A 26,313-nucleotide genomic window follows, 5' to 3' on the forward strand; every position below is an offset into this window, starting at 1 on the left:
ATATACAATGCAATGCGACCGCACTTAAGTTTGGATATGAAAACACCAAATCAAGTGCATAAAAAAGACCTGGCGCTTTCGCACCAAGTCTTTCATTAAAACCGTCAACCTATTTCAGGACGGGACATTTAAGGCTTAGCTTTCTACTTCTTCCCAATGGTTTTCGATTTCTTCTAGGCGAATTACTTTTGCAGCTTCCTCAGCTTCAGTATCCGACAGTAAATCAAGAAAATAACTTACGGGATTATTTTTCTCTTGGCTTTCCATATACAAAGCTCTTAAAGCCGCATCTGTAGTACGTGGAATTTTAGTTTGACCTTTCTCATAACGTGCAATTGTCTGTTCATCCACACCAAAACGTGTCGCAAGCATTTTTTGAGAAACATTCATTTCAATACGTAAAAATTTAAATTCCTCATACGCAAGAGGTCTGTTGCTGTCTACAACAGCCTGTGCTATTGCGCTATGAAGTCCGTTCATATCATCAATACTTGTATATTCTTCACCATCGATTTCTTCAACGGTAACACCATTTTTTAGATACACGTTTGATAAACCGCTTTCAGTATAATGGTACATATCAACCTCTTAATCTATCCATACAGTTACTAGAACTGACATAGGACTGTCATGATGATTCTTAAGTGCAACAGTCAACTCAATAACTTTGCCCGCTGCTAAACCTTTCAAGTTAAATTTCCAATCTCCAGAGGCCTCAGGGTATGGACCCTCTCTGAACACCGAATGTTTACTCTTAAGTAGAGTAATAATTTGTGCTGTAGTAACCCCTCGTTCATGCATGCGTTGTTTAACATGCTTGCTCCATCGAATCCTGTGGGTATAGTTCTCTGCCAGATCATTCATTATTTTTCTGGCTGTTCCCTCTGTAAGAGGAAATTCTTTAACGCCTTGTGGATTATTTTCAACCATGAACCACCTATCAATCTGATGCCTATCATTTTGATAGGAAGGCAACGTATTGTCAACTATTACTTGAAAAAACTCTAAACGAACTTACTATCGCCGTAAGCAAAAAACAACCCACTACCACCTTCAGCAGAAGAGTGAGTTTCTTTCCTAACTCGTCTTGGGGCAGAAATGAGTTAAATCTGGAAGGTAGCTTCACGCCATGAGGCACTCAACAACATAAATATTGATTATAACTGGCAAGGTATTTTACTGTGTCGGATGGCGCTTCGCTTATCCGACCTACACAAGCTAATAGCTATCACCCCTCCTTAAACCTTGGTACTTTGCGCTTATCGGCTTTGCTCATAGCAAGCTCTTGAATTTCTTCTTGCTTTAGCTCTTTTGGTTTATCTTCTAATGAATGCTGCTTGGCGTTTTCATACACCAGCTCGGTAAGTAGTGCAAAATGATCAGAGCCATATTTAGCAAGGCGCTTAATGCGCTTTACTTTAAACCCTGGGCTGTGAAATAAATGATCGAGCGGCCAGCGCATAAAAAAGTAATTTGCGTGAAAGGTGTTATAAAAGCCACGGCCTTTACGTGGGTCTAAAAAACCACTTATTTGCATAAATAAACGGGTGCTGCGCGACCATGCTACATCGTTTAAATCACCTGCTACAATGGTCGGGCGTGTTGGCTTTTTAAGTGCTTTAGCGACCATTATTAGTTCTGAGTCACGTGGGCGCGATGAGTCTTCTTCAGTGGGGCTTGGTGGCGCGGGGTGTATAAAGTGCCCTTGCATTTCAAGGCCTTCATTGTTTTCGAACAGGATATGAATTGAAGGAATATCATCTTCAATGAGCTCACATATTTGCCCATCAAGAATTTTAAATTTACTGTATAAATGCATGCCGTAGCGGTTGTCTTTAGGGCATTCAATATAGAAGGGGTAGTTTTTTTTAAGAACAGCTAATTTATTTTCCCACCAGCTGTCGCTTTCAAGGGTAATTAATAAGTCGGGCTGGTGTTTATCAACCAGTGAGATTAGTTGCTCACTATTGTGGTTTGACATAAGCACATTAGCCGACATGATTCTAACACTGTGATCTTCGCTCACTGAGGCCGTTTTAACTTCTTTTTTAGCAAGCCAAGTGTAAGGAAATATCCACTTACCTTGTAATGCCATGGTTAGTAATGCGGTTAAAGCAGTATACAAATACCCGCTATTGCCGCTTTGCCACAGTAAATAAAACGATATAATTGCAACAGCGCTGGCTATATAAAATACCTGTAGTCGAACAAAATCGCAGCTGCGCACTAAGTAGTGCTGACTGTACGACATAGGTAATAAGGTCACTAATAAAAAAAAGCCAATGATTATAGCCAGTGCAATGAGCATTTAAATATCCTTATAAATTGTACTTAACGAGTTAAAATTGAAAGTATTTCTCGGGTATCGTGCACCATGTGTATAACTGTACTGTCTATTTTTATACTTACTGTACCATTATCTCTAGAACGTTCAATAACGCGGCCTTGTTTATATACATTGCGGTCTAGGTAATCGCCTCTATGGTAACGCTTACTTAACCCTGGTGGCGTCCACCCAGCACGCACTAACTTTTTTTGCTGCTTTTTAGATAGTTTCTTACTGCTTTTGTAGTTGTGCTGCTGATGTTTATGGTGGCCATTTTTATGGCCGTGATTGTCTTTGTCGGGCTTTGCCTGTGCATTAACGCTAACCAAGGCACCCGCTAAAAAAACCGTATATAAAAACGCTTTCATAAATAATCTCTAATAATATTAATAGCTAAAGATTATCAAACACGCCTGAACATCATATGAAACTGCAAGCAGCGATTTATCTCGGCTTGTACTGTGTTTTGCAATGGCTGCGCATTATGGCTGGGTCTCGCAGTTTTAAATGCTTGGTTTTACGCCCTGCGTGGCGTTTGCGCCACACTTTAAAACTCCCCTTTGAAATATGCTCTCGCATAAACAATACCAGCTGTGAATAATTAAGCCCGTAAAACTGCTCTATAGCCTCAAAGGGGGTTCTGTCTTCCCACGCCATTTCTATAATTCGCGATTGCTGCTCTGCGTTAAACATGGTTATCTCTTAAAATTTAAACTTATACGAGAAGAAAAAATACATAGATCATCACCTCAAAACCGAATATCGCTGTATAATAAACACACTAACATAAGAAAAAATCGGATTTACATTTATGCGCACATTATTGCTGCTTTTGGCTTTTAGTTTTTCTTCGCTTTTATTAGCAGCGCCTAATAAAACATTGCGCTGTGCAACTACCCATTACCCGCCTTTTACAATTTATGACGATAAAACACATACCTTTACAGGCATAGACATAGACTATTTAGCTTTTATAGAGCGTAATTTAAATTTAAACATTGAGGTGGTGCATTTACCGTGGGCACGCATTAAAAAAGAAATGAAGTTAGGTTACTACGATTGTTACTTTGCGCTGGCTAATAATACCGAGCGTGCGCAATATTTAGAATTTACCACTGAGCCACTACACACCACCCAATTTGGTTTATTTAGCACAGAAAAAGCAAACCTTAATAATGACTTATCAAATTCACGCATTGCTATGCTAAGAGGCGTTAAATTACCCAATGTACTGGCAAAAGAATACAATATTAAACAAAGCAACTTTATGCATTCACTCTCCACTAAAGCCACGTTTGATTTGCTCGATAAACAGCGTGTTGACTACGCAATAACTAATTATCAAGCCGGCTTATGGTACTCAAAAGGCTATAAAAACATATATGCTAAGCAGCTTGAAGGCTACGCCCTACCTGTTTATATTGCTTTTAAGCACGGCGTGGTCGACATCGCACTCATTGATGAGCAAATAAAGCGCTATAAAGCACAATTCGGTGTGCATTAATAAGGTAGGCAATGTTAACTAAATTACCAAAATGGGTTGAGTACGGCGCGTTTGCGCTCGCTTTTATTGCTGGCATTGTGAATGCTGTAGGGTTATTAGGGTTTGAGCATCAGGCTATTTCGCACCTTTCGGGCAGTGTAACGCTACTTGGCATTACCTTAATGACTAACGCCTCTAGCGCACTATTGCTATTGGCTGTAGTGCTGAGCTTTATGCTTGGCTCTGCCCTTTCTGGTTTTTTACTTACCGGCGGCTCGTTAAAGCTGGGGCGCCATTACGACACCCTATTATTTATTGAAGGCCTATTGCTGCTTTTAAGCGCCTATTTACTCAGCCGCGCCCATGTTTATGGCATTACGCTTGCCTCTGCCGCCTGTGGTTTACAAAACGCCCTTGCCACTAACTACAGCGGCGCAGTAGTGCGCACCACTCATTTAACCGGTATTTTTACCGACCTAGGTTTAATGATAGGCAAAGCGCTAAAAGGTGAACCCTTTGATACCCGCAAAGGCGTAATATTTATACTTATTATTGCCGGCTTTTTATTAGGTGGAGTGTGCGGGTTTATGCTTTATGAGCACTTAGCCCTACTTGCTTTAACCGTGCCCGCTGGGGCTTGCTTTATATTATCGCTAACTTATCGGGTATATAGAATACGCGCACTTTAACGCAACCGGTTTAAAAACTGTTTAAAACACCTTACCATGGCGTTAATAAAGCGTTACTCACCTTAAAGGAATGTATGAAACCTTATATTTTGCCGCTGTTATTGCCACTAAGCCACGTTGCAATTGCTGATAATAAAAACGATGATGCAATAGAAACCATAACAACCACCGCATCACGTACAGAAGCACTGGCTACCCCCTATCCGCTTACTATTAGTACCTTATCTGAAGCGCAGTTAAATAGCATTGCGCCTACTCATGTTGAAGAGTCGTTACAACGTATTGCAGGTGCTAACATACAGCGCGGAAATGGGCAAGAATACCTACCGGCACTTCGCTCGCCGGTGCTTTCGGGCGCGGCAGCCTGTGGCGGCATACTAACCCTTGAAGATGGCATTCCACTGCGTGCTGCAGGCTTTTGTAATATTAACGAGCTATTTGAAGCGCATAGCGAAATGGCGCAGCGTATTGAAGTGTTAAAAGGGCCGGGCTCTGCACTTTATGGCTCAAACTCCGTACACGGTGTTATTAATGTAATAACACCTGATACAACCCAAGGCGGTGGATTAGTCGGGCTTGATTATGGCTCGTACGGGTATGCCCGTTATAAGCTTCGCGCTGGGCAAGACTACGGCAACAGTGGTATTGGCATAAACGCTAGTGTTACCGACGATACCGGTTACCGTGATGATGAAAGCGTTAAACAGCAAAAAATAAATATTCGCCACCGCTATGAGCGCTCAAACCTGTTACTGACCTCTGGCCTTACATACACAAATTTAGATCAGCACACTGCGGGCTTTATTACGGGTTTTGAAAGCTATAAAAACGAAGACATAGCACAGCAAAACTTTGACCCCGATGCATTTAGAAAAGCCCGCTCATTTAGAGCGTGGAGCAACGCCCTGTGGCAATTAAAAAACGGCAATGTGCTTTCTATTACGCCTTATGTGCGCGACCAAAGCATGGACTTTTTTAAGCATTTTTTACCTGGCACCCCGCTTGAAACTAATAGTCAAACAGGCATAGGTGTACAATCGCTGTATCAACATAACTTGCAAAGTAATGTAAAAGTAAACCTAGGGCTTGATGGCGAATACACTCGCAGCGACTTTACTCAAAGCCAAAACGAGCCAACTCAAGGCTCTGCATTTTTAGTAGCCACAGTACCGCAAGGCAAACACTACGATTACGATGTAAACGCAACCCTGTATGCGCCGTTTGCATCAGTTGAGTGGCAATTAAATAAATGGTTTATTAGCGCCGGCCTCAGGTATGAGCATATGCAGTACGATTACACTAATAATATGCTCACTGGCCGCACAACAGCAGACGGCACAGAATGTGGTTTTGGCGGCTGCCGTTATAGCCGCCCAGCCAGTGGTAAAAATAGCTTTAGCAATACCTCACCTAAATTTGGCGTGAGCTACAAGGTCAACAATAACAATACGCTATACGCTAACTTTTCGCGTGGCTACCGAGCGCCGCAAGCGGCAGAGCTTTACCAATTACAACGCGAACAAACCACCGCCGATTTAAACCCCGAAATAGCCAATAATGCCGAGCTTGGCTTAAAAGGATATTACAGCAATGTAAGTTACGCATTGGCTGTGTATGCTATGAGCAAACACAATACTATTTATCGCGATAGCGACTTCTTTAACGTTAACGATGGCAGTTCACGTCACAGAGGTATTGAGCTTGAAGTAGATTATGCATTAAGCAAAACGCTTAACTTACAATTTGCAGGTACACATGCAAAGCATACGTATACCAATAATCAGTTAATTAATGGGGTAAATATAAACGGTAACAACGTAGACACCGCGCCTCGCAATGTGGCTAACCTTGATTTAACTTGGCAAGCCTTTAATAATCTAGCGCTTGCACTACAATGGCATAGCGTAAGTAGTTACTATACCGACCCAGAAAACCTACATAGCTACGAGGGGCATGATATTTTAAGCTTGCGTGCAAAGTGGCAAGTTACCAATAATTTAGAAGTGCTTGCACGTATAATTAACCTTACCGACGAAGCTTATGCTGAGCGTGCTGATTACACCAGCTTTACTGGCGATAGGTACTTTCCTGGTAAACCGCGTAACGCCATGCTTTCGGCTACGTACACGTGGTAAAACCATGTATAAAGGTTAATTTAAATCGCCCATATATTTAGTGGGCGATTTTCCCATTACCTTTTTAAACATAGTTATAAACGCACTTACCGATTCGTACCCCAATAACGCCGACACTTGCTGTACACTTTGCCCACCTGATAGTGCCTGCAGCGCTGTAATTATATGTAATTGCATTCGCCACTTACCAAAGGTCATACCGGTTTGCTTTTTTATAAGCCGTGCCAACGTACGTTCGGTTAAAGCAAAATTTTGTGCCCATTGTGCAAGAGTTTTACGATTATTTGGCTGTGCGAGTAACTGCTGCCCCATAACTTGTATAACCGCATGCTTAGATAACACAAAGTCGAGCGGCTGGGCGGGCATTTCAATTAATAAATCAAACAGTACCTGAGCTAAACGTGCTGTTTTAGAGCCTTCATTATAGGCTTGGTGTTCGCTTGCTAGTTTTAGCATTAAACTTTTTACCAGCCCCGTTATTGCTAATGTACAGGTTTGCTGTGGCATGCCGTGCTTATTGGCATCAATAAATACAAAACATAATTTGGCGTTATCAGATGCGCGATTGCTGTGTAAGGTGTTTGCAGGTACCCAAATAGCACTGTGCGTTGGCACCATCCACATTTTGTTAGCCGCTTCGCAGGTAACATAACCATCAAGCGCTAAAATTAGCTGCCCCTTAGGGTGAGTGTGTAACGGGTATTCTTTACTGTCTTGTGCGGTATCTACTTTGGCAATTATAGGTTGTACCATGTGCTCGTAGTTTTGTAAGTATCCCCACCCTTTAGGCTCAAACATATTTTGTCAGTTTTTAGTTATTTAATGTCAGTATAGCTAAATTATAATACTGCTGATTTGTTTATACTAGCGCCAATAATTAGCTAACTTATTTTGTAATAATGACTCACACACCTCACAGTAATGCTGGTATGTCGCGCTTTTCAAGCGTATTGCTTGTAATAGGTATTTTACTTATTGCTGCCAATTTACGTGCGCCTTTTACAGGGGTTGCCCCTGTGCTTGAACAAATAATTGCGCATTTTAATTTAACCGCTTCGCAAGCAGGCTTTATTACCACGTTACCGCTAATTGCCTTTGCCGTTATATCGCCTATGGCTGCAAGCCTGGCTAAACGCCAAGGGCTTGAGCGCACATTGTTTTTTGCTGTATTTTTAATATTACTGGGTATTGCCGCACGGGTGGTTAATTCATCCATTATGCTCTTTGTAGGCACAGCCATAATAGGCGCAGGTATTGCCATAGCTAACGTATTGCTACCAAGTATAATAAAACGCGACTTTGCGGCAAAAGTGGCGGTAATGACCTCTGCTTATGTACTCACTATGGGCATTGCCTCGGGTGGCTTTTCAGCATTAGTTTATCCGCTTAGCCAATATAAAGGGTTAGGCTGGGAGTTTGCATTAGGGGCAAGTGCACTCATTACAATTACCACTTTAATTGTGTGGATGGCGCAATTAAATAAACACACAAAACCGGCACAAACAGCACAGGCCTCAACACTTAATAAAAGCGTATGGCGCTACCTACTTGCTTGGCAAATTACCTTGTTACTGGGGCTAAATTCATTTTTAAATTACATCATTATCACATGGCTGCCTAGCATACTCACCGAAGCGGGCCTAAGCGCAACGCAAGCAGGCGCGTATCATGGTGCTTTTCAAATTGCGACTGCCATCCCAGGGCTTGTGCTTATACCTTTGCTAGGAAAATTAAAAGATCAAAGTGCGCTTAGCTTTATACTTGCATCACTGAGTGCGTGCTGTGCGCTAGGGTTACTTTATATGCCAAGCTTTGCATTAGTGTGGACGCTACTACTTGGCTTTAGCTCGGGGGCGTGTTTTATTTTAGGGCTGTCGTTTATTAGCCTACGTACCGATAACTCCACGCAAGCGGCTTCGCTTTCGGGTATGTCACAAAGTATTGGCTATTTGTTAGCGGCTATTGGCCCTATGGTAGCTGGGGCGCTACATACAAGTACCGGCAGCTGGAGTGCGCCGCTTTGGTTATGTGCAGGTGCAGGTGTGTTATGTGCTACATGTGGATGGTTTAGCGGCAAAAACACCACGCTTAATAATAGTTAACTTACTAGCTGCTGTAACCATGAAAACAAACCCGTTGCTGGCTTTTTTGCGGGGCGATGCTTTTGCTCAAAGCGCTTATTGGCGGCTTGTCGTTGTTCGCGGCGCAGCTGTGCTAAATTAGCTTTTGCAGCAAAACGCAAACGCTGCTCTTGGGTTAGTTCGTCATTAAAGTTAATGGCTGACTTTTTAACTGCTCGGCTGCTTTTCGGTGAACTGCACATATTTTTCTCCAAATGACTGTCTTATAAATAGACAGTCATTTGGTTAAAAAATTTCAAACAAATTTAAAGCGCAACGTTATCTTTATAAAATTACGCAACCTAAAATTACTTATACCAATCGTGTTAAGTTATTAGGCACGTATAGCGACAGATAAATAGCGTGGTAACAAGGCATGAATATCGACATGCAGTTGTTCTACATAAGAAATTTACAACGCTGTTAGCGCTCTATTTAGCACGTTAGAATGATTAAATATTTAAGTCGATTGGTATTATACAGCACCAATACACTCTACTTCTACTAACGAATCAAGGGCTAACGCGTTTACTGCAAATGCACTACGTGCAGGATACGGCGCACTAAAATATTGCGTATAAATAGCGTTAAACGCTTTAAAATCGTTAATATTGGTAAGCATAACAGTGCACTTTACAATATTGCTCATGCTGTAGTTATGCTGCTCTAAAGTGCGCTTAATGTTTTCAAGGGTTTGCTTAGCTTCACCTTCAAAACCACCCGCTGCTAACTTACCGGTTGCAGGGTTAATCCCTATTTGCCCCGACATATAAAGCGTATTACCGGCTTTTACTATTTGCGAAAATGGTAAGTTAGGATTAGCTTTGCCTGTATTTAAAAAGTCGACATTACTGGGTTTTGCCTGGGCAAAACTCGTCAGTAGTACACTTGCTAATAAGGCTGTTTTTGTCAGTGTTTTCATTAATAGCCTACCTGTTTATTTAGGTGTAGTTTCAAAAGCCGGCACTTGGTGTAAATCGTTTAGCCATGTAAGCGTTGATTGCGACCAAATTTGCGCAGCTGGGGTAAACTCATCACGCTGATCAACTGCCCCTATGCGCAGGCCGTACACTCTATCGGCTTTTGCTTCGTTGGTTACGTAAAGTGTAGTGCCGCACGTACCACAAAAACCTTGTGCGCGTTTATTACCGCTTTGTGCTGTTTTAACATACTCTTTTGGCTCGCCTTTAGTAAATACCACCGAGTTTGGCTCAGCCATAATTACCGCTCTAAATGGCCCACTCTACATGCGTTGGCAATCGCTACAATGACATACAAGTACGTTATTATTTTGCGACTGAGCTTGGTATTTAATTTCACCACAATAGCAGCTTCCGGTAATTTTCATTTTACTCTCCTTGAGTATGTTTAAAGGTGCTTAACCTAAATAAGCTAAAATAATTTTAGGTAGTTCTTGCGCGTATTGCTGCGCCGATAAATCACAGGCTATCGCAGGGGTTAAATCGTGATACAGCACTTTATCAAGCAATGAGCTGACAATTAAAAATACTGCAGTACCTGCCGCCGTTTCGCTCACTTTGGTATCTGTTTGGCTAATTAGTTGCGCTAACCGCTGATAAATTACTCGCCTGTTTATGTGTTTATCACTGCCTAATAACTCGCTGTGTAAACGCGAATTTAAATGCAGGGTTCTAAATACCCCCTGCTGTGATGATAAAAACACATAGGTTTTATGGCATAAAGTGTTAACTACATCGTCTAAGTTTTTATAGTGCTGCGCCTCAAGCTCACTTACCCAGTTATCTAATGCAATACCAAAGTCTTGATACAGTATAGGCAGCAGCGACTCTTTATTTTTAAAGCGACGGTAAAACGTACCTACCGACACCTCGGCGTAATCGGCCAGCTCTTTTATACTTATGTGCTCAAAAAACTTACTTTTTAAACTGTGATGCAGCGCTTTTACTAGTTTTTCTTGGGTTTGTTGGCTGCGTTGTTGCTTAGGCGCCAAAAAAGGGTGTTCAGACATAAATTTAAACATGTTGAGTTATAAGCGCACGTACTGTGCAGCTTTTTAATATAAACAACAATACCCAGCCAGCAATTACATTACTCGCTGGGTAGTTATGTCGTTATTTTTGGCTATTTAAATAATCTACCGCTAATTGGCTAAGCGCTTTGGTACCCACTTTAAACGATGACTCATCGGCGTAAAAATAAGGTGAGTGGTTACTTGCTACCGTTTTTAAGTCTTGATCGTCAGGCGTACCACCTAAAAATACAAATACACTCGGTATTGCTAGGGCATAAAACGAAAAGTCTTCTGCGCCGGTTATTTTACCCATTTCTTGCACGTTTTGTTTACCGGCTGCTTTTTCAAGGCTAGGTAACATTTGCGCAGTAAGTTCAGGGTTATTAACCGTTACCGGGTAACCTTCATGAATATGCACATCGGCCGTTGCCCCCGACGATTTAGCAATATGTGTAGCGGTTGTTTTAATATTTTCAAAGATTTGCGCACGATTATCCATATCAAAATTACGAATAGTGCCAACCATTTCAACTTCTTCAGGAATAATATTATTACGCACACCACCCGCTATTTTACCAAACGACACAATGGCAGGCTCTTTGGTTATATTTACTTGGCGGCTCACAATGTGGTTAACGCCCGTTACAATTTGCGCAGCGGCAGCAATAGGGTCAACGCCTGTCCACGGTGCTGAGCCATGCGCTTGGCGACCATGTACAGTTATTTCAAAGCGATCGGCACTGGCCATAAACGGCCCACTCCGATAGCCAATTTTACCCGTATGTAGGCTCGATGTTATATGCAGGCCAAATGCTACGTCAGGTTTATATTTTTTAAATATGCCTTCTTTAAGCATTAGCTCTGCACCGCCCTCTTCGCCTAAAGGTGCGCCCTCTTCAGCAGGCTGAAACACAAACATGATGTTGCCATGCAGCTCATCTTTCATATTTGCTAATACTTCGGCTGCGCCCATTAACATAGCTACGTGCGTGTCGTGGCCACAAGCGTGCATTATGCCTACATCAACGCCACGGAAATTTGTGGTTTTGGTTGATTTAAATGGCACATCTGTTTTTTCTGTTACCGGTAGTGCATCCATATCGGCGCGTAGCATTACTGTAGGGCCAGGCTTTGCGCCATTTAAAATACCAACAACACCGGTGTAAGCAATATCGGTTTGTACTTGCATACCTAACGACTTTAAATGTTTAGCCACAATGCCTGCGGTACGCGTTTCGCGATTACCAAGCTCAGGGTTTTGGTGAAAGTCGCGTCGCCATTCAATTACCTGCTGCTCTACATTTTTAACGTGCTGATCAAGGTTTGCCTGCGCGTTAAACGCACCAAGTGCAGCAAAACCTAATGCCACTGAGAGTAATGATTTTTTCATCCTGTTTTCCTTTATTATTTTAATGAAGCCCAACAACCAATTTAGTGTTATCGAGAAGTGCTGTTGAGTTATAGCCTACACCATTTTTAAATTTATTTTTTTACTACGAGCGCTAAGGCGTACAAGTTTGAAAGTAATACTAAAACACTGTTTACTGTAATAGCACCACCTAAAAATGTAAATATGGATTCACATTTTAATTCATCATACTTTAATAAATCTTTTTTACTGTACTCTTTTTAAATTACACGGAATGACCATGAAAAATCGAATCGCTAAAAAGCACGTTTTAAAATCAACATTGGCACTGACTATTGCACTCGCATTGAGTGGCTGCGACATTGATGATGACGATAATAACGATCCTGTCGTTGTGGAAACACCAGAGCCTGCACCGGTTACTTTGCGCGTAATGGAAACAACCGACATACACATGTATTTATCTAACTACGATTACTTTGCACAAGCCCCCTCAGAAACCTTAGGGTTTGTTAATACCGCTACCCTAATAAAAGAAGCCCGCAATGAAGTGCAAAACAGTGTACTTGTTGATAATGGTGATTTAATTCAAAACAGCCCGCTTGGCGATTACGAAGCGATTGTACGTAAAGACGATATTTTAAATGGCGCAACCCATGTGGCCTTTAAAGCAATGAACTTGCTTGATTACGATGTTGCTAACTTAGGAAACCATGAATTTAATTTTGGCTTAGAGTTTTTAGATGCCACATTAAGTGGTGCCGACTTCCCGTATATTAATGCCAATGTATACGTTGATGATGGTGATGATGACGACAGCAACGATGAAAACCGTTACACCCCGTACTACCTTCAAGATAAAACCGTATTTGATATAAACGGCAACGAACAAACAATTAAAATTGGTTACTTAGGCCTTACCCCACCGCAAATTATGCAATGGGATAGCGCGCACTTACAAGGTAAGGTCATTGCAAAAGATATTGTTGCTACTGCTGAAAAGTTCATTCCACAAATGAAAGCACAAGGCGCCGATATTATCATTACCATTCCGCACTCTGGGTTAACAGCCAGCGCCCAAGAAGACCTCGCTGAAAATACGGCCCTTTACCTGTCTAAAGTAGATGACGTAGACGCCATATTGTTTGGTCATAACCACCGTTTGTTTCCGGGTGATTCGTCGTACGATGGCTATGAATCGGCGGGTATTGATAACGTAAACGGTAAACTTAATGGCGTACCGGCTGTTATGCCTGGCTTTTTTGGCAATAACTTAGGGGTTATTGATTTAATTGTTGAGCCAAACGATGAAGGCGGCTGGGAAGTAACCAGCTCAAAAGTAGAAACCCGCGCCATTAGTGGTACAGATGAAAACGGCGACTTTATTGATTTAGCTGCTGTAGATACCGATGTAGCTGCCGCAATTGAGCTTGAACACCAAGCAACGATTGATTGGGTGAGCGAACCATTTGCTGAAATTTCAAATCCAATTTATAGCTTTTTTGCTTTGGTGCAAGACGACCCGTCAATTCAAATAGTATCAGATGCACAAATAGCGTGGGGTAAAGCGTTTATTCAAGGCACTGAGCTTGATGGCTTACCCGTGCTTTCGGCAGCAGCCCCTTTTAGAGCTGGCCGCAATGGTATTGAAGATTATACCAATGTAAAAGCAGGCGATATTACCTTACTAGATACCGTTAGTTTGTATGTGTTTCCAAACACTATTCGTATGGTAAAAGTAACAGGTAGCGATGTTAAAGAGTGGCTTGAACGCTCTGCGGGTCAGTTTAATCAGATTGATGTAAACAGCAGCGCTGAGCAAAACCTACTCGATACCACTTTTCCCACTTTTAACTTTGACATTATTGACGGCGTTACCTTTGAAATTGACGTCACTCAGCCAAAACGATACGACAACGATGGCGTATTAATAAGTGAAAACAATTCGCGCATTACTAACTTGCAATACCAAGGTGAAGCGATAGATTTAGAGGCAGAGTTTTTAATTGTAACTAATAACTATCGTGCATCGGGCGGCGGTATCTTCCCCGCGATTGACGGTACTAGCCGTGAAACATTTGAAGGCCCAGATGAAAACCGCGGTGTGCTGCGTAGCTACATTATTAGCGAAGCCGCTAAAAGTAGCACAGGCAGCATTGACCCTTCGGCCGATAATAACTGGCGCTTTAGCACCGTGACCACCAGCACAGAGCTAAACGTTGTGTTTAGAACATCACCGCTTGATGAGGTAGCTACTATTGCACAAACACTCCCTGCTGTTGCGCCTACCTCACCACTTAAAACAGACGAAAATGGTTTTGCGCTATACACCATAGATTTAAAAAACTAATCGCACATAACCTACAAAAACCAGCTTAATTGCTGGTTTTTGTTTTTTAACAGCGGTGTATTTTGATGTGCTGGCTTATTTTTATTAAAAACACATTTACGCCAAGCTCGGTTTAAGTGCTAGGATAATGGCTTGAAATACTGATAACTTGCAAACCTAACTATGAATTTAAATCAGCTCGATCTAAACCTTCTTATTATTTTAAAGCAGCTTTTAAACGAAAAACATATTAGCAATACCGCCTTAACTTTAGGCATGAGCCAACCTTCTATAAGCCGCTCGTTAAGTAAATTGCGCTCCTTGTTTGACGATCAATTATTAATAAGAATGGCTGGAGGGTATGAGCTAACACCAAAAGCGCAATCAATTCAGCAAGACCTAAATTCTATTTTAAATATGGTAGAAACACTGGTTAACAAGCAAACCTTCGACCCTATAACCAGCACAGCCACCATTAAACTGTTTGGCCTACCGCCGCAAATGCATTTATTTATAAAAACAATAATTAAAGATGTTCGCGAGCAAGCGCCTAATATCACCCTTGAAATAGACACCCTACCTAAGCCGCAGTTTTCTGATTTGCTTAAAGGCGATACGCACTTTGTGATTACTGGCCACAAGCCCGCTAATTCAGAGGGTAAGTTATATCAACAGCCGTTGTTTGAGCGCGAGTTTAAATTAGTAATGGCTCGCTCCCACAGGCTGGCTAAACAAGAATTAAGCGTTGATTTATTGCGTGATTGTAATTTTGGGCAAATATCAATTCAGGGTGAAAAAGCATTAACTATTGCACAAAATTTTGCCGCGCTAGGCATTGATAATATAGCGACGCCAATACGCTTAAAAAACTTTTACAGTATTGGCAGCATTGCTGAAAACACTGATTTAATATTTTATGTGCCCAATCATTTTGCTGCAGATGTGTGCCAACAGCATGACGTAGTTGCCAGAACCCCGCCCCCAGAGCTTAGCTCAGAGTATGCACAAGTGGCTTTATACTGGCATCAACGCCACCATAATGACCCTGTATGTCAATGGTTTAGAGAGCTTGTAAAAAATAAAGTATTTGAAGTTTAAATAACTGTTATTCATGTAGGGTATGTATTTTAAATTGCCATTTACGGCAGTGAGCGGTTTAACACGAATCATTCTTAATAATATTAAAATTAGATAAACATACTCACCATGAAAAACACGCTCCCATTTAATAAGCACGCGCTTAACGTTGTTATTGGTACTTTGTGTACTGGTATGTCATTCATAAGCTTAGCAGAGCAAGCTCCTGATACCTCTGAAACCATTGAAGTATGGGGCACAACAATTACTAATGACTCGCTATTACAAGACGATATTGAAAGAAAACAAGCCAACCATTTAAGTGATTTACTCCGTGACCAAGCTGGTATTGACGTAGGTGGCTCGCACTCTATTGTACAAGGTATTAATATTCGTGGTGTTGACGATTTAGACCTCAACATTACTGTTGATGGTATTAGCCAAAACAATAATATGTTCCACCACTCAGGAAACTTACTTATTAATGCTGATATTTTAAAAGCAGTAGATATAAAAGTAGGGACTAATTCAGTGCTAACTGGCGGCCTTTCTGGTGGTGTAGCCTTTGAAACCAAAGATGCTAAAGATTTATTAGAGCCAGGTGAAGATTTTGGCGCGCGCTTATACACAAACTTAGGTACTAATGATTACGCAGGTGGCTCTGCTGCAGTATATGGTCAGCTAACCGACAACATAGACACCCTTGCCTACTACACCTACACCGACAGAAATAACTTTGAAAACGGCAATGGTAAAGAAGTTACAGGTAACGAAGGCCGCACGGTAGATGGCATCTTCAAGCTCGGCTGGGATGTAAACGAGAGTAACCGTTTAGTGTTCTCATACGACAGATATAACGATGAAGGCGATTACTACATAAAAACCAACTTTGGTGCTGGCTTTGCTGAAGATTCAGACGCGCAAACAGAAGATATTGACTACACACGTACCAGCACTTCACTTGCCTACGAGCTAGATAAAGGCGATGCCATTACCCTACGCGCTAGCGTTTATCGCAACGAACTAAGCTATATTGCACTAGGAACTGAGGGTAACTCTGAGCATACGGGCTACACTGCCCTTGCAACATCTAAAATTGCACTTGCTGGTTTTAACCATACATTACGCTACGGCGGCGAAGGGTATGAGCAAGTATCAAAACGTATCGAAAACCACGTACAAACCAATAAAGACACTGCCGACTCTCACGCTATTTATATTGAAGACGAAATCGCTGTAACCGATCAGTTATTTGTAACCCCTGGCGTGCGTTACAACTACTTTAAAGTAGATATGTACTCAGCCGGTACTAACGATTCGTTAGATAAATCGTGGAACGAGTTAACGTTTGGTTTAGCGGCTAAATACTTAATTAATGAAAATTGGAGTGTTAACGCAAGCTCTACAGAGCTGTTTCAAGGTCCTGGCTTGCGCGAAAGCTATGTTGATTACAGTACTAACTTTGATAAAGACCTAAAAGCAGAAACCGGTGTTAATAACGCCATTGGTTTTGCCTTTAAAGATCAAAACATTATGGGCTTAGACTCATTTGGTTTTTCATTAAACCTGTTTAAAACCCGTATTGAAGATTACATAGACAACTGGGCAATTGGTAAAGGTCGCCCAATTGGTACCTATGAAAACTCGGGTGATTACGATATAGATGGTTTTGAATCAACACTTTCACTGCGTAAAGCGCTATTTAGTGCGCGTTTAAGTTACTCTAAGTCAGACTCTGAACAACTAGAGACTGGCGAGCAACTGCGTTATGAAGTAGGTGATAGCATTTCACTAAACCTTGGCTACGAAGTACCAAAATACGACTTGAAATTTAACTGGACCAGCCTAGTTAACAGAACTGATGACTCAGTATCAAGCGGTGCTGATATTCATAAAGTGGGTTATCAGGTTCATAACATCAGCATGCAGTGGCTACCAAGCCAGCTTGAAGCACTAAGCATGACCTTAGGTGTTGAGAATATTTTTGATAAAACGTATTACTCTCACGCTTCATACTCAAGCGACACAGTGCAAGATTACGAAGCGGGTCGTAATGTTAAATTAAGCGCGTCTTACGTTTTTTAATTTAATAACTTGCGCATGATTTAAGGCTCAATATTTTATTGAGCCTTTTGCTGTTTAAGGGGGGCGTACCTTAAATAGCGTCAACCATACCAATCCGCAATAATACTTAATCATTTTTAGGGGCTAAACGTGTCGCTATCTGCGTTAAAAAACTCTCATTTACGACTGCATGGATGCAGAAGATAGAGCAATGCAGGAGCAATTGCCGAGAACAACTAAATAGCGAATTTTTTGCCTTGCTATCAACACGTTTTTCCATCCTCAAAATAGTTCACTTAATTATGCGGATTGGTATTATAAATAAATTATTTCAGGGTCAATAATGTCTGATTGGAAACAAAACTTACAAAAGTTCCGTTATGTAATGGACACCTTACTGCTTACTAGCTTTATGCTAGTAAGTGCACCTCAAGCCACTGGCATCCCTTTACACGAATGGTTTAGCCTATTTTTTATTATCCCTTTTGTTATTCACTTACTACTGCACTGGGATTGGGTAACACGCAGTTTTGGCCGTTTATTTGCCAATATAACAGCACGTGAGCGCTTTAATATAGTGTGGGATTACCTACTTTATTTAATGATGTTATTAGTATTTGTAAGCGGCTTTTTAGTGTCGGTGGCTCTACTACCCGCACTTAATATTAGTTTAAACATTCAAGACTTTTGGTCGAAAATACATCACGATTCAGCCACCTTTATTATGCCCATGCTAGGTGTGCATTTAGCGCTTAATTTTTCTTGGATAGTAAAATTGACTAAACGCATGTTTGCCAAGGAGGCTAAATAATGAAGCACCTAAAACAACAGTGGAAAACCCGCACCAGCATTGTGTTAGTTGTATCTGTTTTAGTGAGCCTTTTACTGGTTAGTTTAGAGCTCACCGACTGGGCCGCACAAATAAATCAGCAGGGATACTCCCACGGTGCAGCTGAGGGTGAAAAGCCGAAAATAGCCCCTATTTTGATGTACATTTTACCCTTTGTAAAAGAGCTTATTTTAATAGGCGTACCTATGTTACTTACTTTAGGGATTGCTAAACTATTAGGCTTAATAAAAAGGGTGGTTAAAAACTAAGTCTGAATACGAATGCAACACGTATCAAAAACCGGCGTTTATAGATACATTGCTAAGTTAGTATGTCTATAAGCGCAGGTTTTTATGAGTTATAAACCAAGTAATTACACACTCCAACACATCACTTTTCTACTTGGCACATTAATTATAGGTGCTGTATTAATAAGCTTTAAAGCTAATGCCGAAAAGGCAATTCCTTTTCAATCGCAATGGCTAAAAAACCACTATGCTGAGCGTATAGCCCATTTTAAGCTACAACCTTTACGCAAAGGCGATATTGTATTTATTGGCGATAGCATTACAGAGCAAGGGCTAAATTGGAGCATACGGTTTAACGACCTACGCGTAAGAAACCGCGGTATTAGTGGCGATATGACCTACGGTGTTTTAGCGCGTTTAAACGAATTAAAAGCAGCCCCGCCTAAAGCTATATTTTTAAAAATTGGTGTAAACGATATTTTTAATTACCATTATATAAAGCAAGTTAAAGACTTAGCGTCGGTGAGTGAAAATATCGAAAAAATAGTGACTCAGCTCAATGGCTCACTCCCAAATACACAAATTTATGTACAAAGTATTTTGCCCGATCATCGCAATTTTATTACGCAAATGGCGCAAACAGTTAACCACCAAATTAAAGCAATTGAGCACGCAAACTTTACCTATATAGACTTACACCCCGTATTTTTAGGCCCTCATGGCACGCTTAATGAAACGCTCACGACCGATGGCACCCATTTAAACAAGGCAGGCTATGACCTTTGGGCTAAACAACTTGCACCAATAATGAAAACCTTAAAATGAAGAGTTTATTAATTGCTATATTAATGACGGCAAGCTTTACGTGTGCAGCCAGTAAAGCACCTGTAAAAAGCTACCCTAACGGTGCCACTAAAGCCGTTATTTTTAGCTACGATGATGGCGTTATACAAGACAAAAAGCTCGTGGAACTATTTAATAAGTACCAGGTTGTTGGTACGTTTAACTTAAACTCAGGTTTATTTGCTAAAAAGCTACCGTGGATGAAAGCCTTTACCGGTAAAGAAGGCGAATATATAAAGCAAAGTGAAGTTAAAACACTTTATAAAGGCCATGAAATAGCAAGCCATAGTTACTCACATCCGGGCTTTGCAGGCTTAGATACAGCAGAATTAAAATTTCAATTAGCCCGCGATAAGCACATTTTATCGCCCTTAAAAGGCAGCCCCTTACAGTCTTTTGCATACCCTTTAGGCTCTTACGATAAAACCGCTATGAAATTAGTAAAGCAAGCGGGCTTTACTAATGCCCGAACAGTAAACGACACTCTTAATTTTGAGCTCCCTACCAACTACATGGCATGGAACCCAACCGCTCACCACTCAAAAGCAATGCCATTAATAGAGCAATATATTGCGCTTAAAAGCAATAAGCTCACTGTAATGATGATTTGGGGCCATTCGTGGGAATTTGATTAAAACACAGTAAATAACAACTGGGATTACGCCGAAAAGCTCGTTCAAACAATCTCAAATAAAGATGATATTTGGTATGTATCGGCTGGAGAGTTCATCGCGTTTTTAGAAAATAAGTAAGGTTTATTAGTCGAAATTTATTGCCCTTTAAATAAAAATGCCATGATAAATTATCATGGCATATAAAGTTTATTTAGCTATCAATTAGCCTTTTCTTCTTTTACTTCGTAAATTGGGTTCCCTTCAATCTCGTAATATCTTTGTCCGTAAATAAGTGGTATGTACCAATCAATAATTTTTACTGTTACATTTGAAAGACCAACTGCTGCAGGTGCTTTTTCAATGGCGTTATCCATAGCTTCTTTCATATTGCTTCTGCCTGTAGGGAAAATCAATACTGTATGTTTAACATCCTTTCCTGTTACTCGCTCGTTGTAATCAACTCTATGATTACTATTTGTGTGATTCATATTTTTTGTTGAAGCAACGGTAAAATCTCCAATGCGGTGAGTACAACCAGAAAGCGCCATTGTTGCAACTAATAAACCAACTACCTTTTTCATTACTTTTCCTTTTTTCCATTTAATGCCCATTTCTTGGGCTACAACTAAATGCCGTAACTTACTATCTGATAATTAAGAACAAATACACATAAAACAAAAATAAAAATTAATTTCAGACATAAAAAAACCCTAACCAATTTGGTTAGGGTCATAAAAAGTGGTACCAGCGGCCGGGCTCGAACCGGCACGCCTTTCGGCAGGGGATTTTGAATCCCCCATGTATACCAATTTCATCACGCTGGCGTCATTTTTCTTTAACCTTCTAAACACGAGAAGATAAAGAAAAACCACTTTAGAGCTCAGGATTATTTATGTGCCTTCGTCTCTATGCCAAGCATTATACAAACAATAGGGGTGGCAGCAAGCGTTTTATGACATTAGCCTGATCAACCGCTTAACATTTAGACAGCCTGTGCAAAATGTCGTTTACTGGTTGAAGTATTAAATACAGCTAATAGTAACGCCAAGGTATATCACTGAACTATAGCGCTTAGTATTTGTGAGCTTTTTTGCTAAACTAGCGCGCATATTAACAGTGAGAGTGTATTTATGTCGGGTGAGTTTCCACGAGCTGGTTTTTGGCGTCGTTTTGCGTCGTTAGTTTATGATACGTTAGCTATTATTGCGTTTGCTATGTTAACGGTTGTGCTCTATTTGTTTGCCGTACAAGGGCTTATTTCACTTGATGTTATTAGTTTAAATGGTGCTGAAGATGTATCGGCACTTATTCAAGAGTCACTGCTGCTGTCGAGTATTCGAAGTGCCTTACTTGTTATTGTTACTTTAGTATTTTTTGGCTATTTTTGGACTAAAAGCGGGCAAACTATTGGCATGCGCGCATGGCGTTTAAAAGTACAAACTAGTGAAGGAAGCTTAATTAGTTGGCCGCAGTCTATTGTTCGCAGCCTAAGTGCCCTGCTTGGTTTAGGTAATCTTGTGGTATTAATTGATTTTAAAAACAAAAAAGCGCTGCAAGACTATATCTCAAAAACTGAGGTAATTACTCTTACAAAAGAAGAAAACAAACGTATTTACCGCGAGCTAGATTAATACCCATTTATACCAATGCGCAATAATACTTAATTATTTTGCTGGGCTAACTTGTCGCTACCTGCGTTAAAAAATTCTCATTTACGGCTGCATGGATGCAGAAGGTAGAGCAATGCAGGAGCAACTGCCGAGAGCAACTAAATAGCGATTTTTTGCCTAGCTATCAACACGTTTTTCCAGCCTCAACTTGATCACTTAATTAAGCTGATTGGTATTAGTTTTTGAATAACGCGTTATAAAAACAAAAAAGGTGACCATAGGCCACCTTTTTTAGTATTAAATAAGCGCTTATAACGGCTATACCCGCTTATTCATCATGTACGTAGCAAAGCCTATAAATAGTATACTTGGCAGTACCGCGCCTATAATAGCGGGTATTTGATAAACCATTACCACAGGGCCAAATATCTCATTTATTAAGTGAAATACAATTCCCGTTACTACCCCCATAATGATACGCGCACCCATAGTAACGGTACGTAACGGGCCAAATATAAACGACAGTGCAACCAGTAGCATTACGGCAACAGACACTGGCTGCATTAGCTTACGCCACAAGGCCAGCTCATAGGTGCTGGTATCTTGCTCATTTTGCTGTAAATACCCTAAGTACGACCAAAGCCCTGTAAAGGAAAGCGACTCAGGCTTTACCGATACAACACCAAGCTTTTCGCCCGTTAATTGCGAAGGGTAAAACTCTTCATCAATGTGTTCACTGCTTATTTGCTCATCACTAATATGAACCTTGTTTACATCGCGTAATAACCAACCTTCATCACGACCAATGGCCACTTTAGCTTTGGTTATTTGAGTTAAATCGAGTGACTTATCAAATTGATACATGTGCACACCGTTTAAACGGCCGTTTTGATCTACATCTTCAATATTAATAAAGTTGTTGCCATCTTTAGCCCATACGCCTTTTTGTGCATTGAATACATCGCCGCCATAAATTGCCTGATTACGCATTTCTTTGGCGTGTTGTTGCGCCTCTGGTGCGCCCCACTCACCAAGAGCCATCATACATACAGCCATAAACACGGCGGTTTTCATTACCGAGCCTATAATTTGCAAGCGCGACATACCCGCAGCTTGCATTACCACCAGCTCACTGTTTGAAGCCAGTGCACCTAAGCCTGTTAAGCCACCAATAAGCGCGGCCATCGGGAAGAATATAACTAAATCGCCCGGCATACTGTAAAAAGTGTAAAGCGTTGCGGTCATTAAATCGTAACTGCCACGACCAACCGACTTTAGCTGATCAATAAACTTAATTAATGTACTAATCCCTACTAGCACCAACAAAGCAAATCCGGTGGTTTGTAAAATGCTGCGGCCTAAGTACCAATCGAGTGTTTTCATCATGCGCTTAACTCCCGTTTTGTTACAACGGCTTTAAGCCAGGCGCCCAAAGGGCGACCTTTTATAATTAATAAACTACCTATAAATAAAGCGCTTAAGTGAATCCACCACAAACCAATTGAAGGCGGTATTTTGCCATCTTCTACGGCGAATTTTGCAGCATTGAGTAAGATAAAATAACCTAAGTACAAGCTAATGGCTGGCACTAATTTAGCAAACTTACCTTGGCGAGGATTAACCACACTTAGCGGTACTGCTATTAACGTTAGTAACGGAATAGAAAGCGGTATTGCAATACGCCACTGCCACTGGGCTATAGATTCAGAGGTATTGAGTGGCAATAGTTGATTAGTAGGTATTGCTTCTAATTTACGGCGCTGATGCTCTATTTCTTGCTCGCGTATTTGTACGCTGTAGCCATCAAACTGCGTTAAATTAAGGGCCGGTGTTTTGCCATCGGTTTCGTAGCGTTTGCCATCAGTTAGCACTAATTGTTGCTCACCGTTTATTGCCTCTACCACCACACCTTGTTCGGCATACACTAAACGTGCAAGGTCATCTTTTTCGGTATCGGGCAGCTGCGCTACAAATACTTTGTTAAGCTCTTTACCGCCGTTTTCAATGTTATGAATAAACACCACGGCTTTTTCATTACCGGTTTGTTGAAACCGCCCAGCCCTTAACGCAGATAAACCCGCATCGGCTTTGGCTTGCTCTTTTAATTGGTACTCTTGCTCACTCGCCCACGGCGCAAGGTACATGGTAAGAGAGGCTGCTAATATAGCCAAACCCACACTCGAAATTAAAGTAACGCGTACCACATACCATTCACTCACCCCACAGGCTTTAAGAACGGTCATTTCGCTGTCGGCGTAAATGCGGCTGTAGGCTAAAATAATGCCCAAAAATATACTCAATGGCAGGATCAGCGAAGCTAATTGCGGCAGTTTAAGCGCAATCATCGATAATACTAATTTGGCAGGAATGCTCCCTTCAGAGGCATCTCCTAAAATAACCACAAACTTTTGTGACACAAAAATGGTCATTAAAGTTAAAAATACGGCGACCTGCGATTTTAAAACCTCAGCGGTCAAATAACGAAAAATAAGCAATGCTCGCCCCTGTTAAACATAGAATTTCACTACAATAGTGATAATTTGATAATAAAGTAGCTATTTTACCCAGTTTTATCTGGTAAATAAGTCGTTATTATAAGCTAACAAAATTAATTATCCTACCTAAGTGCACGATATATTGTTGCATTAGTAGCCCTTAAACATATAAAGTTCAATTACACAGTAAGAGTCAGAAAAAATCAGCTAAAATTAAGATTATCTCTACATAAGTTGCGTAGCGAAGACTAGATTTTATTTTTTTAGCCCCAATTAATAACGTATATGACTCACAACCAGGAGTAACAATGGAATTTAACGTAAAAAGTGGTAGCCCAGAAAAACAACGCAGCGCGTGTATTGTCGTTGGCGTTTACGAACCACGTAGGTTATCCCCCATTGGTGAACAACTCGATAAAATCAGCGATGGTTATATCTCAAATTTACTACGCCGTGGCGACCTAGAAGGTAAGCCGGGGCAAGTTTTATTATTGCATCATGTACCTAACGTTTTAAGCGAGCGCGTATTGCTTGTTGGCTGTGGTAAAGAGCGCGAGCTTGATGATAAGCAATATAAGCAAATAATTTCTAAAACAATTAATACCTTAAACGAAACCGGCTCAATGGAAGCGGTGTGCTTTTTAACAGAGCAACACGTTAAAGGTCGTGATACCTACTGGAAGGTTCGCCAAGCGGTAGAAACAACACAAGATTGTCTATACACATTTAACCAGCTAAAAAGCAAAAAAGTAGACCCTCGTCGTCCACTTCGTAAAATTGTGTTTAACGTACCAACGCGTCGCGAGCTGACCATTGGTGAAAGCGCTATTGAGCATGGCTTAGCCATTGCCGCAGGTAGTAAGCTATGTAAAGACGTAGCCAACATGCCACCTAATATTTGTAACCCTGCTTATTTAGGCGAACAAGCGCAAGAGCTGGCTAGCAATTTTGACAACATCACCGTTGATATTATTGGCGAAGAAAAAATGGCCGAGCTAGGTATGAACTCGTACTTAGCAGTTGGTCGCGGCAGTGATAACGAATCGGTTATGTCGGTTATTAACTACAAAGGTGCAAGCGATGAGCAAGCGCCTATTGTGCTAGTAGGTAAAGGCTTAACGTTTGACTCAGGCGGTATTTCAATTAAGCCAGGCGAAGCCATGGATGAAATGAAATACGACATGGGCGGCGCAGCCGGTGTAATTGGCGCTATGCGCGCACTGGCACAAATGCAGCTACCTATTAACGTAATTGGCGTTTTAGCCGGCTGTGAAAACATGCCAAGCTCTAACGCGTATCGCCCTGGCGATATTTTAACAACCATGTCGGGGCAAACCGTTGAAGTGCTTAATACTGATGCCGAAGGCCGATTAGTATTATGTGATGCGTTAACTTACGTTGAGCGTTTTGACCCAGATACAGTAATTGACGTAGCAACACTAACAGGCGCATGTATTGTTGCCCTTGGTGCACACGCAACAGGTTTACTGTCAAACCACAACCCACTTGCGCATGATTTATTAAAGGCGTCTGAGCAAAGTGGCGACCGTGCATGGCAGTTACCACTGTGGGATGACTATCAAGATCAACTCGATAGCCCATTTGCCGATTTTACAAACTTAGGTGGGCGCTCTGCTGGTACTATTACCGCAGCGTGTTTCTTATCTAAGTTTACTAAAAAGTATAACTGGGCTCACTTAGACGTAGCCGGTACCGCGTGGCGCAGTGGCGCTAAAAAAGGCGCAACGGGTCGCCCTGTTCCTATGCTTACTCAGTATTTATTAAACCGAGCGGGTGTAAGCGAAGCTACGCACGACTAATAACCTAATTAACCTGAGCCTTATTTAGAAAAGCCACTCAGCAGACATTTTTAGCGCTAACAGCGTTAAATTTATTTGCCATAGGGCAAAAATATTTTAACCAGAGTTTAGGTTATTTAACTTGTATTAAGGCGCCATTTGGCTAATGCCGATCAGTTAAGAGATATTTTAATGATCGGTTGACCGATCTTTTATAGATGTAAGAATCCGATGAGCATTTGCCATCGGATTTTTTATGAATATTAAAACAGCTTTAGACACCGCATTTA

The 26,313-nt window shown here is 41.1% G+C and carries 26 protein-coding genes, 1 tRNA gene and 1 pseudogene; 13 read left to right on the plus strand and 15 right to left on the minus strand.

The window, feature by feature from the left end; genetic code table 11:
- Nucleotides 1-135: 135 nt before the first annotated feature.
- The 5 genes from PSI06_RS17320 to PSI06_RS17340 form a co-directional block, all read right to left on the minus strand.
- Nucleotides 136-579: a helix-turn-helix domain-containing protein gene (locus PSI06_RS17320; protein WP_033102712.1), complete on the minus strand. Its 444-nt coding sequence runs from the start codon at nucleotides 577-579 to the stop codon at nucleotides 136-138.
- 9 nt (nucleotides 580-588) lie between these two features.
- A complete protein-coding gene (locus PSI06_RS17325; protein ID WP_008109362.1) occupies nucleotides 589-930 on the minus strand; it encodes a DUF4258 domain-containing protein in 342 nt (113 codons plus the stop codon).
- A gap of 298 nt (nucleotides 931-1,228) precedes the next feature.
- Nucleotides 1,229-2,308: an endonuclease/exonuclease/phosphatase family protein gene (locus tag PSI06_RS17330; protein ID WP_273604469.1), complete on the minus strand. Its 1,080-nt coding sequence runs from the start codon at nucleotides 2,306-2,308 to the stop codon at nucleotides 1,229-1,231.
- 23 nt (nucleotides 2,309-2,331) lie between these two features.
- Nucleotides 2,332-2,694, minus strand: coding sequence for a hypothetical protein (locus PSI06_RS17335; RefSeq protein ID WP_024031662.1), 363 nt, complete (start codon nucleotides 2,692-2,694; stop codon nucleotides 2,332-2,334).
- 76 nt (nucleotides 2,695-2,770) lie between these two features.
- On the minus strand, nucleotides 2,771-3,019 hold the full coding sequence (locus tag PSI06_RS17340; RefSeq protein ID WP_273604470.1) for a TIGR03643 family protein: 249 nt from the start codon (nucleotides 3,017-3,019) through the stop codon (nucleotides 2,771-2,773).
- 118 nt (nucleotides 3,020-3,137) lie between these two features.
- Between PSI06_RS17340 and PSI06_RS17345 the strand changes: the two genes are divergently transcribed.
- The 3 genes from PSI06_RS17345 (at nucleotide 3,138) to PSI06_RS17355 (ending at nucleotide 6,633) form a co-directional block, all read left to right on the plus strand.
- A complete protein-coding gene (locus tag PSI06_RS17345) occupies nucleotides 3,138-3,830 on the plus strand; it encodes a substrate-binding periplasmic protein (protein ID WP_273604471.1) in 693 nt (230 codons plus the stop codon).
- Between the two features lie 11 nt (nucleotides 3,831-3,841).
- Entirely contained in the window at nucleotides 3,842-4,498 is a 657-nt protein-coding gene (locus tag PSI06_RS17350; protein ID WP_273604472.1) for a YoaK family protein, read from the plus strand.
- A 74-nt stretch (nucleotides 4,499-4,572) separates the two neighbouring features.
- Nucleotides 4,573-6,633, plus strand: coding sequence for a TonB-dependent receptor (locus tag PSI06_RS17355; RefSeq protein WP_273604473.1), 2,061 nt, complete (start codon nucleotides 4,573-4,575; stop codon nucleotides 6,631-6,633).
- A gap of 15 nt (nucleotides 6,634-6,648) precedes the next feature.
- On the opposite strand, the gene PSI06_RS17360 is transcribed toward PSI06_RS17355, so the two are convergent.
- The gene (locus PSI06_RS17360; RefSeq protein ID WP_273604474.1) at nucleotides 6,649-7,431 is read right to left on the minus strand and encodes an AraC family transcriptional regulator; all 783 of its coding nucleotides are present in this window, start codon (nucleotides 7,429-7,431) and stop codon (nucleotides 6,649-6,651) included.
- 101 nt (nucleotides 7,432-7,532) lie between these two features.
- Here PSI06_RS17360 and PSI06_RS17365 point away from each other — a divergent pair, with 101 nt between their 5' ends.
- Nucleotides 7,533-8,735 (plus strand): MFS transporter, encoded by a 1,203-nt coding sequence (locus PSI06_RS17365; protein WP_273604475.1) that lies wholly within the window; start codon nucleotides 7,533-7,535, stop codon nucleotides 8,733-8,735.
- Here the strand turns inward: PSI06_RS17365 and PSI06_RS17370 are convergent.
- The 5 genes and pseudogenes from PSI06_RS17370 to PSI06_RS17390 form a co-directional block, all read right to left on the minus strand.
- Complete coding sequence (locus PSI06_RS17370; protein ID WP_004588490.1) at nucleotides 8,732-8,956, minus strand: hypothetical protein; 225 nt, start codon at nucleotides 8,954-8,956, stop codon at nucleotides 8,732-8,734. The two genes, PSI06_RS17365 and PSI06_RS17370, sit on opposite strands and share 4 nt — an antisense overlap.
- Before the next feature lie 272 nt (nucleotides 8,957-9,228).
- Nucleotides 9,229-9,675 (minus strand): RidA family protein, encoded by a 447-nt coding sequence (locus PSI06_RS17375; RefSeq protein ID WP_064386364.1) that lies wholly within the window; start codon nucleotides 9,673-9,675, stop codon nucleotides 9,229-9,231.
- A 15-nt stretch (nucleotides 9,676-9,690) separates the two neighbouring features.
- Nucleotides 9,691-10,101: pseudogene (locus PSI06_RS17380) on the minus strand (GFA family protein).
- Nucleotides 10,102-10,131: 30 nt separating this feature from the next.
- The gene (locus PSI06_RS17385) at nucleotides 10,132-10,743 is read right to left on the minus strand and encodes a TetR/AcrR family transcriptional regulator (RefSeq protein ID WP_273604476.1); all 612 of its coding nucleotides are present in this window, start codon (nucleotides 10,741-10,743) and stop codon (nucleotides 10,132-10,134) included.
- Nucleotides 10,744-10,846: 103 nt separating this feature from the next.
- A complete protein-coding gene (locus tag PSI06_RS17390) occupies nucleotides 10,847-12,136 on the minus strand; it encodes a M20 family metallopeptidase (RefSeq protein ID WP_273604477.1) in 1,290 nt (429 codons plus the stop codon).
- A 259-nt stretch (nucleotides 12,137-12,395) separates the two neighbouring features.
- Between PSI06_RS17390 and PSI06_RS17395 the strand changes: the two genes are divergently transcribed.
- The 7 genes from PSI06_RS17395 to PSI06_RS17425 all read left to right on the plus strand — a co-directional run bounded on the left by PSI06_RS17395 (nucleotide 12,396) and on the right by PSI06_RS17425 (nucleotide 20,140).
- Entirely contained in the window at nucleotides 12,396-14,465 is a 2,070-nt protein-coding gene (locus tag PSI06_RS17395; protein ID WP_273604478.1) for a bifunctional 2',3'-cyclic-nucleotide 2'-phosphodiesterase/3'-nucleotidase, read from the plus strand.
- Between the two features lie 162 nt (nucleotides 14,466-14,627).
- On the plus strand, nucleotides 14,628-15,542 hold the full coding sequence (locus tag PSI06_RS17400) for a LysR family transcriptional regulator (RefSeq protein ID WP_273604479.1): 915 nt from the start codon (nucleotides 14,628-14,630) through the stop codon (nucleotides 15,540-15,542).
- Between the two features lie 108 nt (nucleotides 15,543-15,650).
- The gene (locus PSI06_RS17405; RefSeq protein ID WP_273604480.1) at nucleotides 15,651-17,606 is read left to right on the plus strand and encodes a TonB-dependent receptor domain-containing protein; all 1,956 of its coding nucleotides are present in this window, start codon (nucleotides 15,651-15,653) and stop codon (nucleotides 17,604-17,606) included.
- A 322-nt stretch (nucleotides 17,607-17,928) separates the two neighbouring features.
- Nucleotides 17,929-18,396 (plus strand): DUF4405 domain-containing protein, encoded by a 468-nt coding sequence (locus PSI06_RS17410; protein WP_248533086.1) that lies wholly within the window; start codon nucleotides 17,929-17,931, stop codon nucleotides 18,394-18,396.
- Nucleotides 18,396-18,683 (plus strand): hypothetical protein, encoded by a 288-nt coding sequence (locus tag PSI06_RS17415; protein WP_273604481.1) that lies wholly within the window; start codon nucleotides 18,396-18,398, stop codon nucleotides 18,681-18,683. Before PSI06_RS17410 ends, PSI06_RS17415 begins: the two co-directional genes overlap by 1 nt.
- Before the next feature lie 84 nt (nucleotides 18,684-18,767).
- The gene (locus tag PSI06_RS17420; protein WP_273604482.1) at nucleotides 18,768-19,487 is read left to right on the plus strand and encodes a GDSL-type esterase/lipase family protein; all 720 of its coding nucleotides are present in this window, start codon (nucleotides 18,768-18,770) and stop codon (nucleotides 19,485-19,487) included.
- Complete coding sequence (locus PSI06_RS17425; RefSeq protein WP_273604483.1) at nucleotides 19,484-20,140, plus strand: polysaccharide deacetylase family protein; 657 nt, start codon at nucleotides 19,484-19,486, stop codon at nucleotides 20,138-20,140. Before PSI06_RS17420 ends, PSI06_RS17425 begins: the two co-directional genes overlap by 4 nt.
- 197 nt (nucleotides 20,141-20,337) lie before the next feature.
- On the opposite strand, the gene PSI06_RS17430 is transcribed toward PSI06_RS17425, so the two are convergent.
- Nucleotides 20,338-20,700: a hypothetical protein gene (locus PSI06_RS17430; protein ID WP_126006055.1), complete on the minus strand. Its 363-nt coding sequence runs from the start codon at nucleotides 20,698-20,700 to the stop codon at nucleotides 20,338-20,340.
- A gap of 158 nt (nucleotides 20,701-20,858) precedes the next feature.
- Nucleotides 20,859-20,943: transfer RNA gene (locus PSI06_RS17435), tRNA-Leu, on the minus strand.
- 306 nt (nucleotides 20,944-21,249) lie between these two features.
- Between PSI06_RS17435 and PSI06_RS17440 the strand changes: the two genes are divergently transcribed.
- Nucleotides 21,250-21,750: an RDD family protein gene (locus PSI06_RS17440; protein WP_055254769.1), complete on the plus strand. Its 501-nt coding sequence runs from the start codon at nucleotides 21,250-21,252 to the stop codon at nucleotides 21,748-21,750.
- 297 nt (nucleotides 21,751-22,047) lie between these two features.
- Here the strand turns inward: PSI06_RS17440 and lptG are convergent, their stop codons facing one another.
- On the minus strand, nucleotides 22,048-23,115 hold the full coding sequence (lptG, locus tag PSI06_RS17445; protein ID WP_031289389.1) for an LPS export ABC transporter permease LptG: 1,068 nt from the start codon (nucleotides 23,113-23,115) through the stop codon (nucleotides 22,048-22,050).
- Nucleotides 23,112-24,224 (minus strand): LPS export ABC transporter permease LptF, encoded by a 1,113-nt coding sequence (lptF, locus tag PSI06_RS17450; protein WP_024031637.1) that lies wholly within the window; start codon nucleotides 24,222-24,224, stop codon nucleotides 23,112-23,114. The genes lptG and lptF overlap by 4 nt, the downstream gene beginning before the upstream one ends.
- Before the next feature lie 308 nt (nucleotides 24,225-24,532).
- On the opposite strand from lptF, the gene pepA reads away from it, so the two are divergent.
- Nucleotides 24,533-26,044 (plus strand): leucyl aminopeptidase, encoded by a 1,512-nt coding sequence (gene pepA, locus PSI06_RS17455; RefSeq protein ID WP_029772475.1) that lies wholly within the window; start codon nucleotides 24,533-24,535, stop codon nucleotides 26,042-26,044.
- Nucleotides 26,045-26,313 lie beyond the last annotated feature (269 nt).

It is taken from the genome of Pseudoalteromonas sp. GABNS16E (assembly GCF_028598715.1).
Classification (GTDB): Bacteria; Pseudomonadota; Gammaproteobacteria; order Enterobacterales; family Alteromonadaceae; genus Pseudoalteromonas; species Pseudoalteromonas atlantica.

Bases quoted from the DNA above. Each gene is read 5' to 3' on its own strand.
- PSI06_RS17440 (WP_055254769.1), top strand. From the start codon at position 21,250: ATGTCGGGTGAGTTTCCACGAGCTGGTTTTTGGCGTCGTTTTGCGTCG.
- PSI06_RS17430 (WP_126006055.1), bottom strand. From the start codon at position 20,700: ATGAAAAAGGTAGTTGGTTTATTAGTTGCAACAATGGCGCTTTCTGGT.
- PSI06_RS17390 (WP_273604477.1), bottom strand. From the start codon at position 12,136: ATGAAAAAATCATTACTCTCAGTGGCATTAGGTTTTGCTGCACTTGGT.
- PSI06_RS17335 (WP_024031662.1), bottom strand. From the start codon at position 2,694: ATGAAAGCGTTTTTATATACGGTTTTTTTAGCGGGTGCCTTGGTTAGC.
- PSI06_RS17355 (WP_273604473.1), top strand. From the start codon at position 4,573: ATGAAACCTTATATTTTGCCGCTGTTATTGCCACTAAGCCACGTTGCA.
- PSI06_RS17425 (WP_273604483.1), top strand. From the start codon at position 19,484: ATGAAGAGTTTATTAATTGCTATATTAATGACGGCAAGCTTTACGTGT.
- PSI06_RS17405 (WP_273604480.1), top strand. From the start codon at position 15,651: ATGAAAAACACGCTCCCATTTAATAAGCACGCGCTTAACGTTGTTATT.
- PSI06_RS17350 (WP_273604472.1), top strand. From the start codon at position 3,842: ATGTTAACTAAATTACCAAAATGGGTTGAGTACGGCGCGTTTGCGCTC.
- PSI06_RS17400 (WP_273604479.1), top strand. From the start codon at position 14,628: ATGAATTTAAATCAGCTCGATCTAAACCTTCTTATTATTTTAAAGCAG.
- PSI06_RS17330 (WP_273604469.1), bottom strand. From the start codon at position 2,308: ATGCTCATTGCACTGGCTATAATCATTGGCTTTTTTTTATTAGTGACC.
- PSI06_RS17320 (WP_033102712.1), bottom strand. From the start codon at position 579: ATGTACCATTATACTGAAAGCGGTTTATCAAACGTGTATCTAAAAAAT.
- PSI06_RS17360 (WP_273604474.1), bottom strand. From the start codon at position 7,431: ATGTTTGAGCCTAAAGGGTGGGGATACTTACAAAACTACGAGCACATG.
- PSI06_RS17375 (WP_064386364.1), bottom strand. From the start codon at position 9,675: ATGAAAACACTGACAAAAACAGCCTTATTAGCAAGTGTACTACTGACG.
- PSI06_RS17345 (WP_273604471.1), top strand. From the start codon at position 3,138: ATGCGCACATTATTGCTGCTTTTGGCTTTTAGTTTTTCTTCGCTTTTA.
- PSI06_RS17385 (WP_273604476.1), bottom strand. From the start codon at position 10,743: ATGTCTGAACACCCTTTTTTGGCGCCTAAGCAACAACGCAGCCAACAA.
- pepA (WP_029772475.1), top strand. From the start codon at position 24,533: ATGGAATTTAACGTAAAAAGTGGTAGCCCAGAAAAACAACGCAGCGCG.
- PSI06_RS17370 (WP_004588490.1), bottom strand. From the start codon at position 8,956: ATGTGCAGTTCACCGAAAAGCAGCCGAGCAGTTAAAAAGTCAGCCATT.
- PSI06_RS17420 (WP_273604482.1), top strand. From the start codon at position 18,768: ATGAGTTATAAACCAAGTAATTACACACTCCAACACATCACTTTTCTA.
- PSI06_RS17340 (WP_273604470.1), bottom strand. From the start codon at position 3,019: ATGTTTAACGCAGAGCAGCAATCGCGAATTATAGAAATGGCGTGGGAA.
- PSI06_RS17395 (WP_273604478.1), top strand. From the start codon at position 12,396: ATGAAAAATCGAATCGCTAAAAAGCACGTTTTAAAATCAACATTGGCA.
- PSI06_RS17415 (WP_273604481.1), top strand. From the start codon at position 18,396: ATGAAGCACCTAAAACAACAGTGGAAAACCCGCACCAGCATTGTGTTA.
- lptG (WP_031289389.1), bottom strand. From the start codon at position 23,115: ATGATGAAAACACTCGATTGGTACTTAGGCCGCAGCATTTTACAAACC.
- PSI06_RS17365 (WP_273604475.1), top strand. From the start codon at position 7,533: ATGACTCACACACCTCACAGTAATGCTGGTATGTCGCGCTTTTCAAGC.
- PSI06_RS17325 (WP_008109362.1), bottom strand. From the start codon at position 930: ATGGTTGAAAATAATCCACAAGGCGTTAAAGAATTTCCTCTTACAGAG.
- PSI06_RS17410 (WP_248533086.1), top strand. From the start codon at position 17,929: ATGTCTGATTGGAAACAAAACTTACAAAAGTTCCGTTATGTAATGGAC.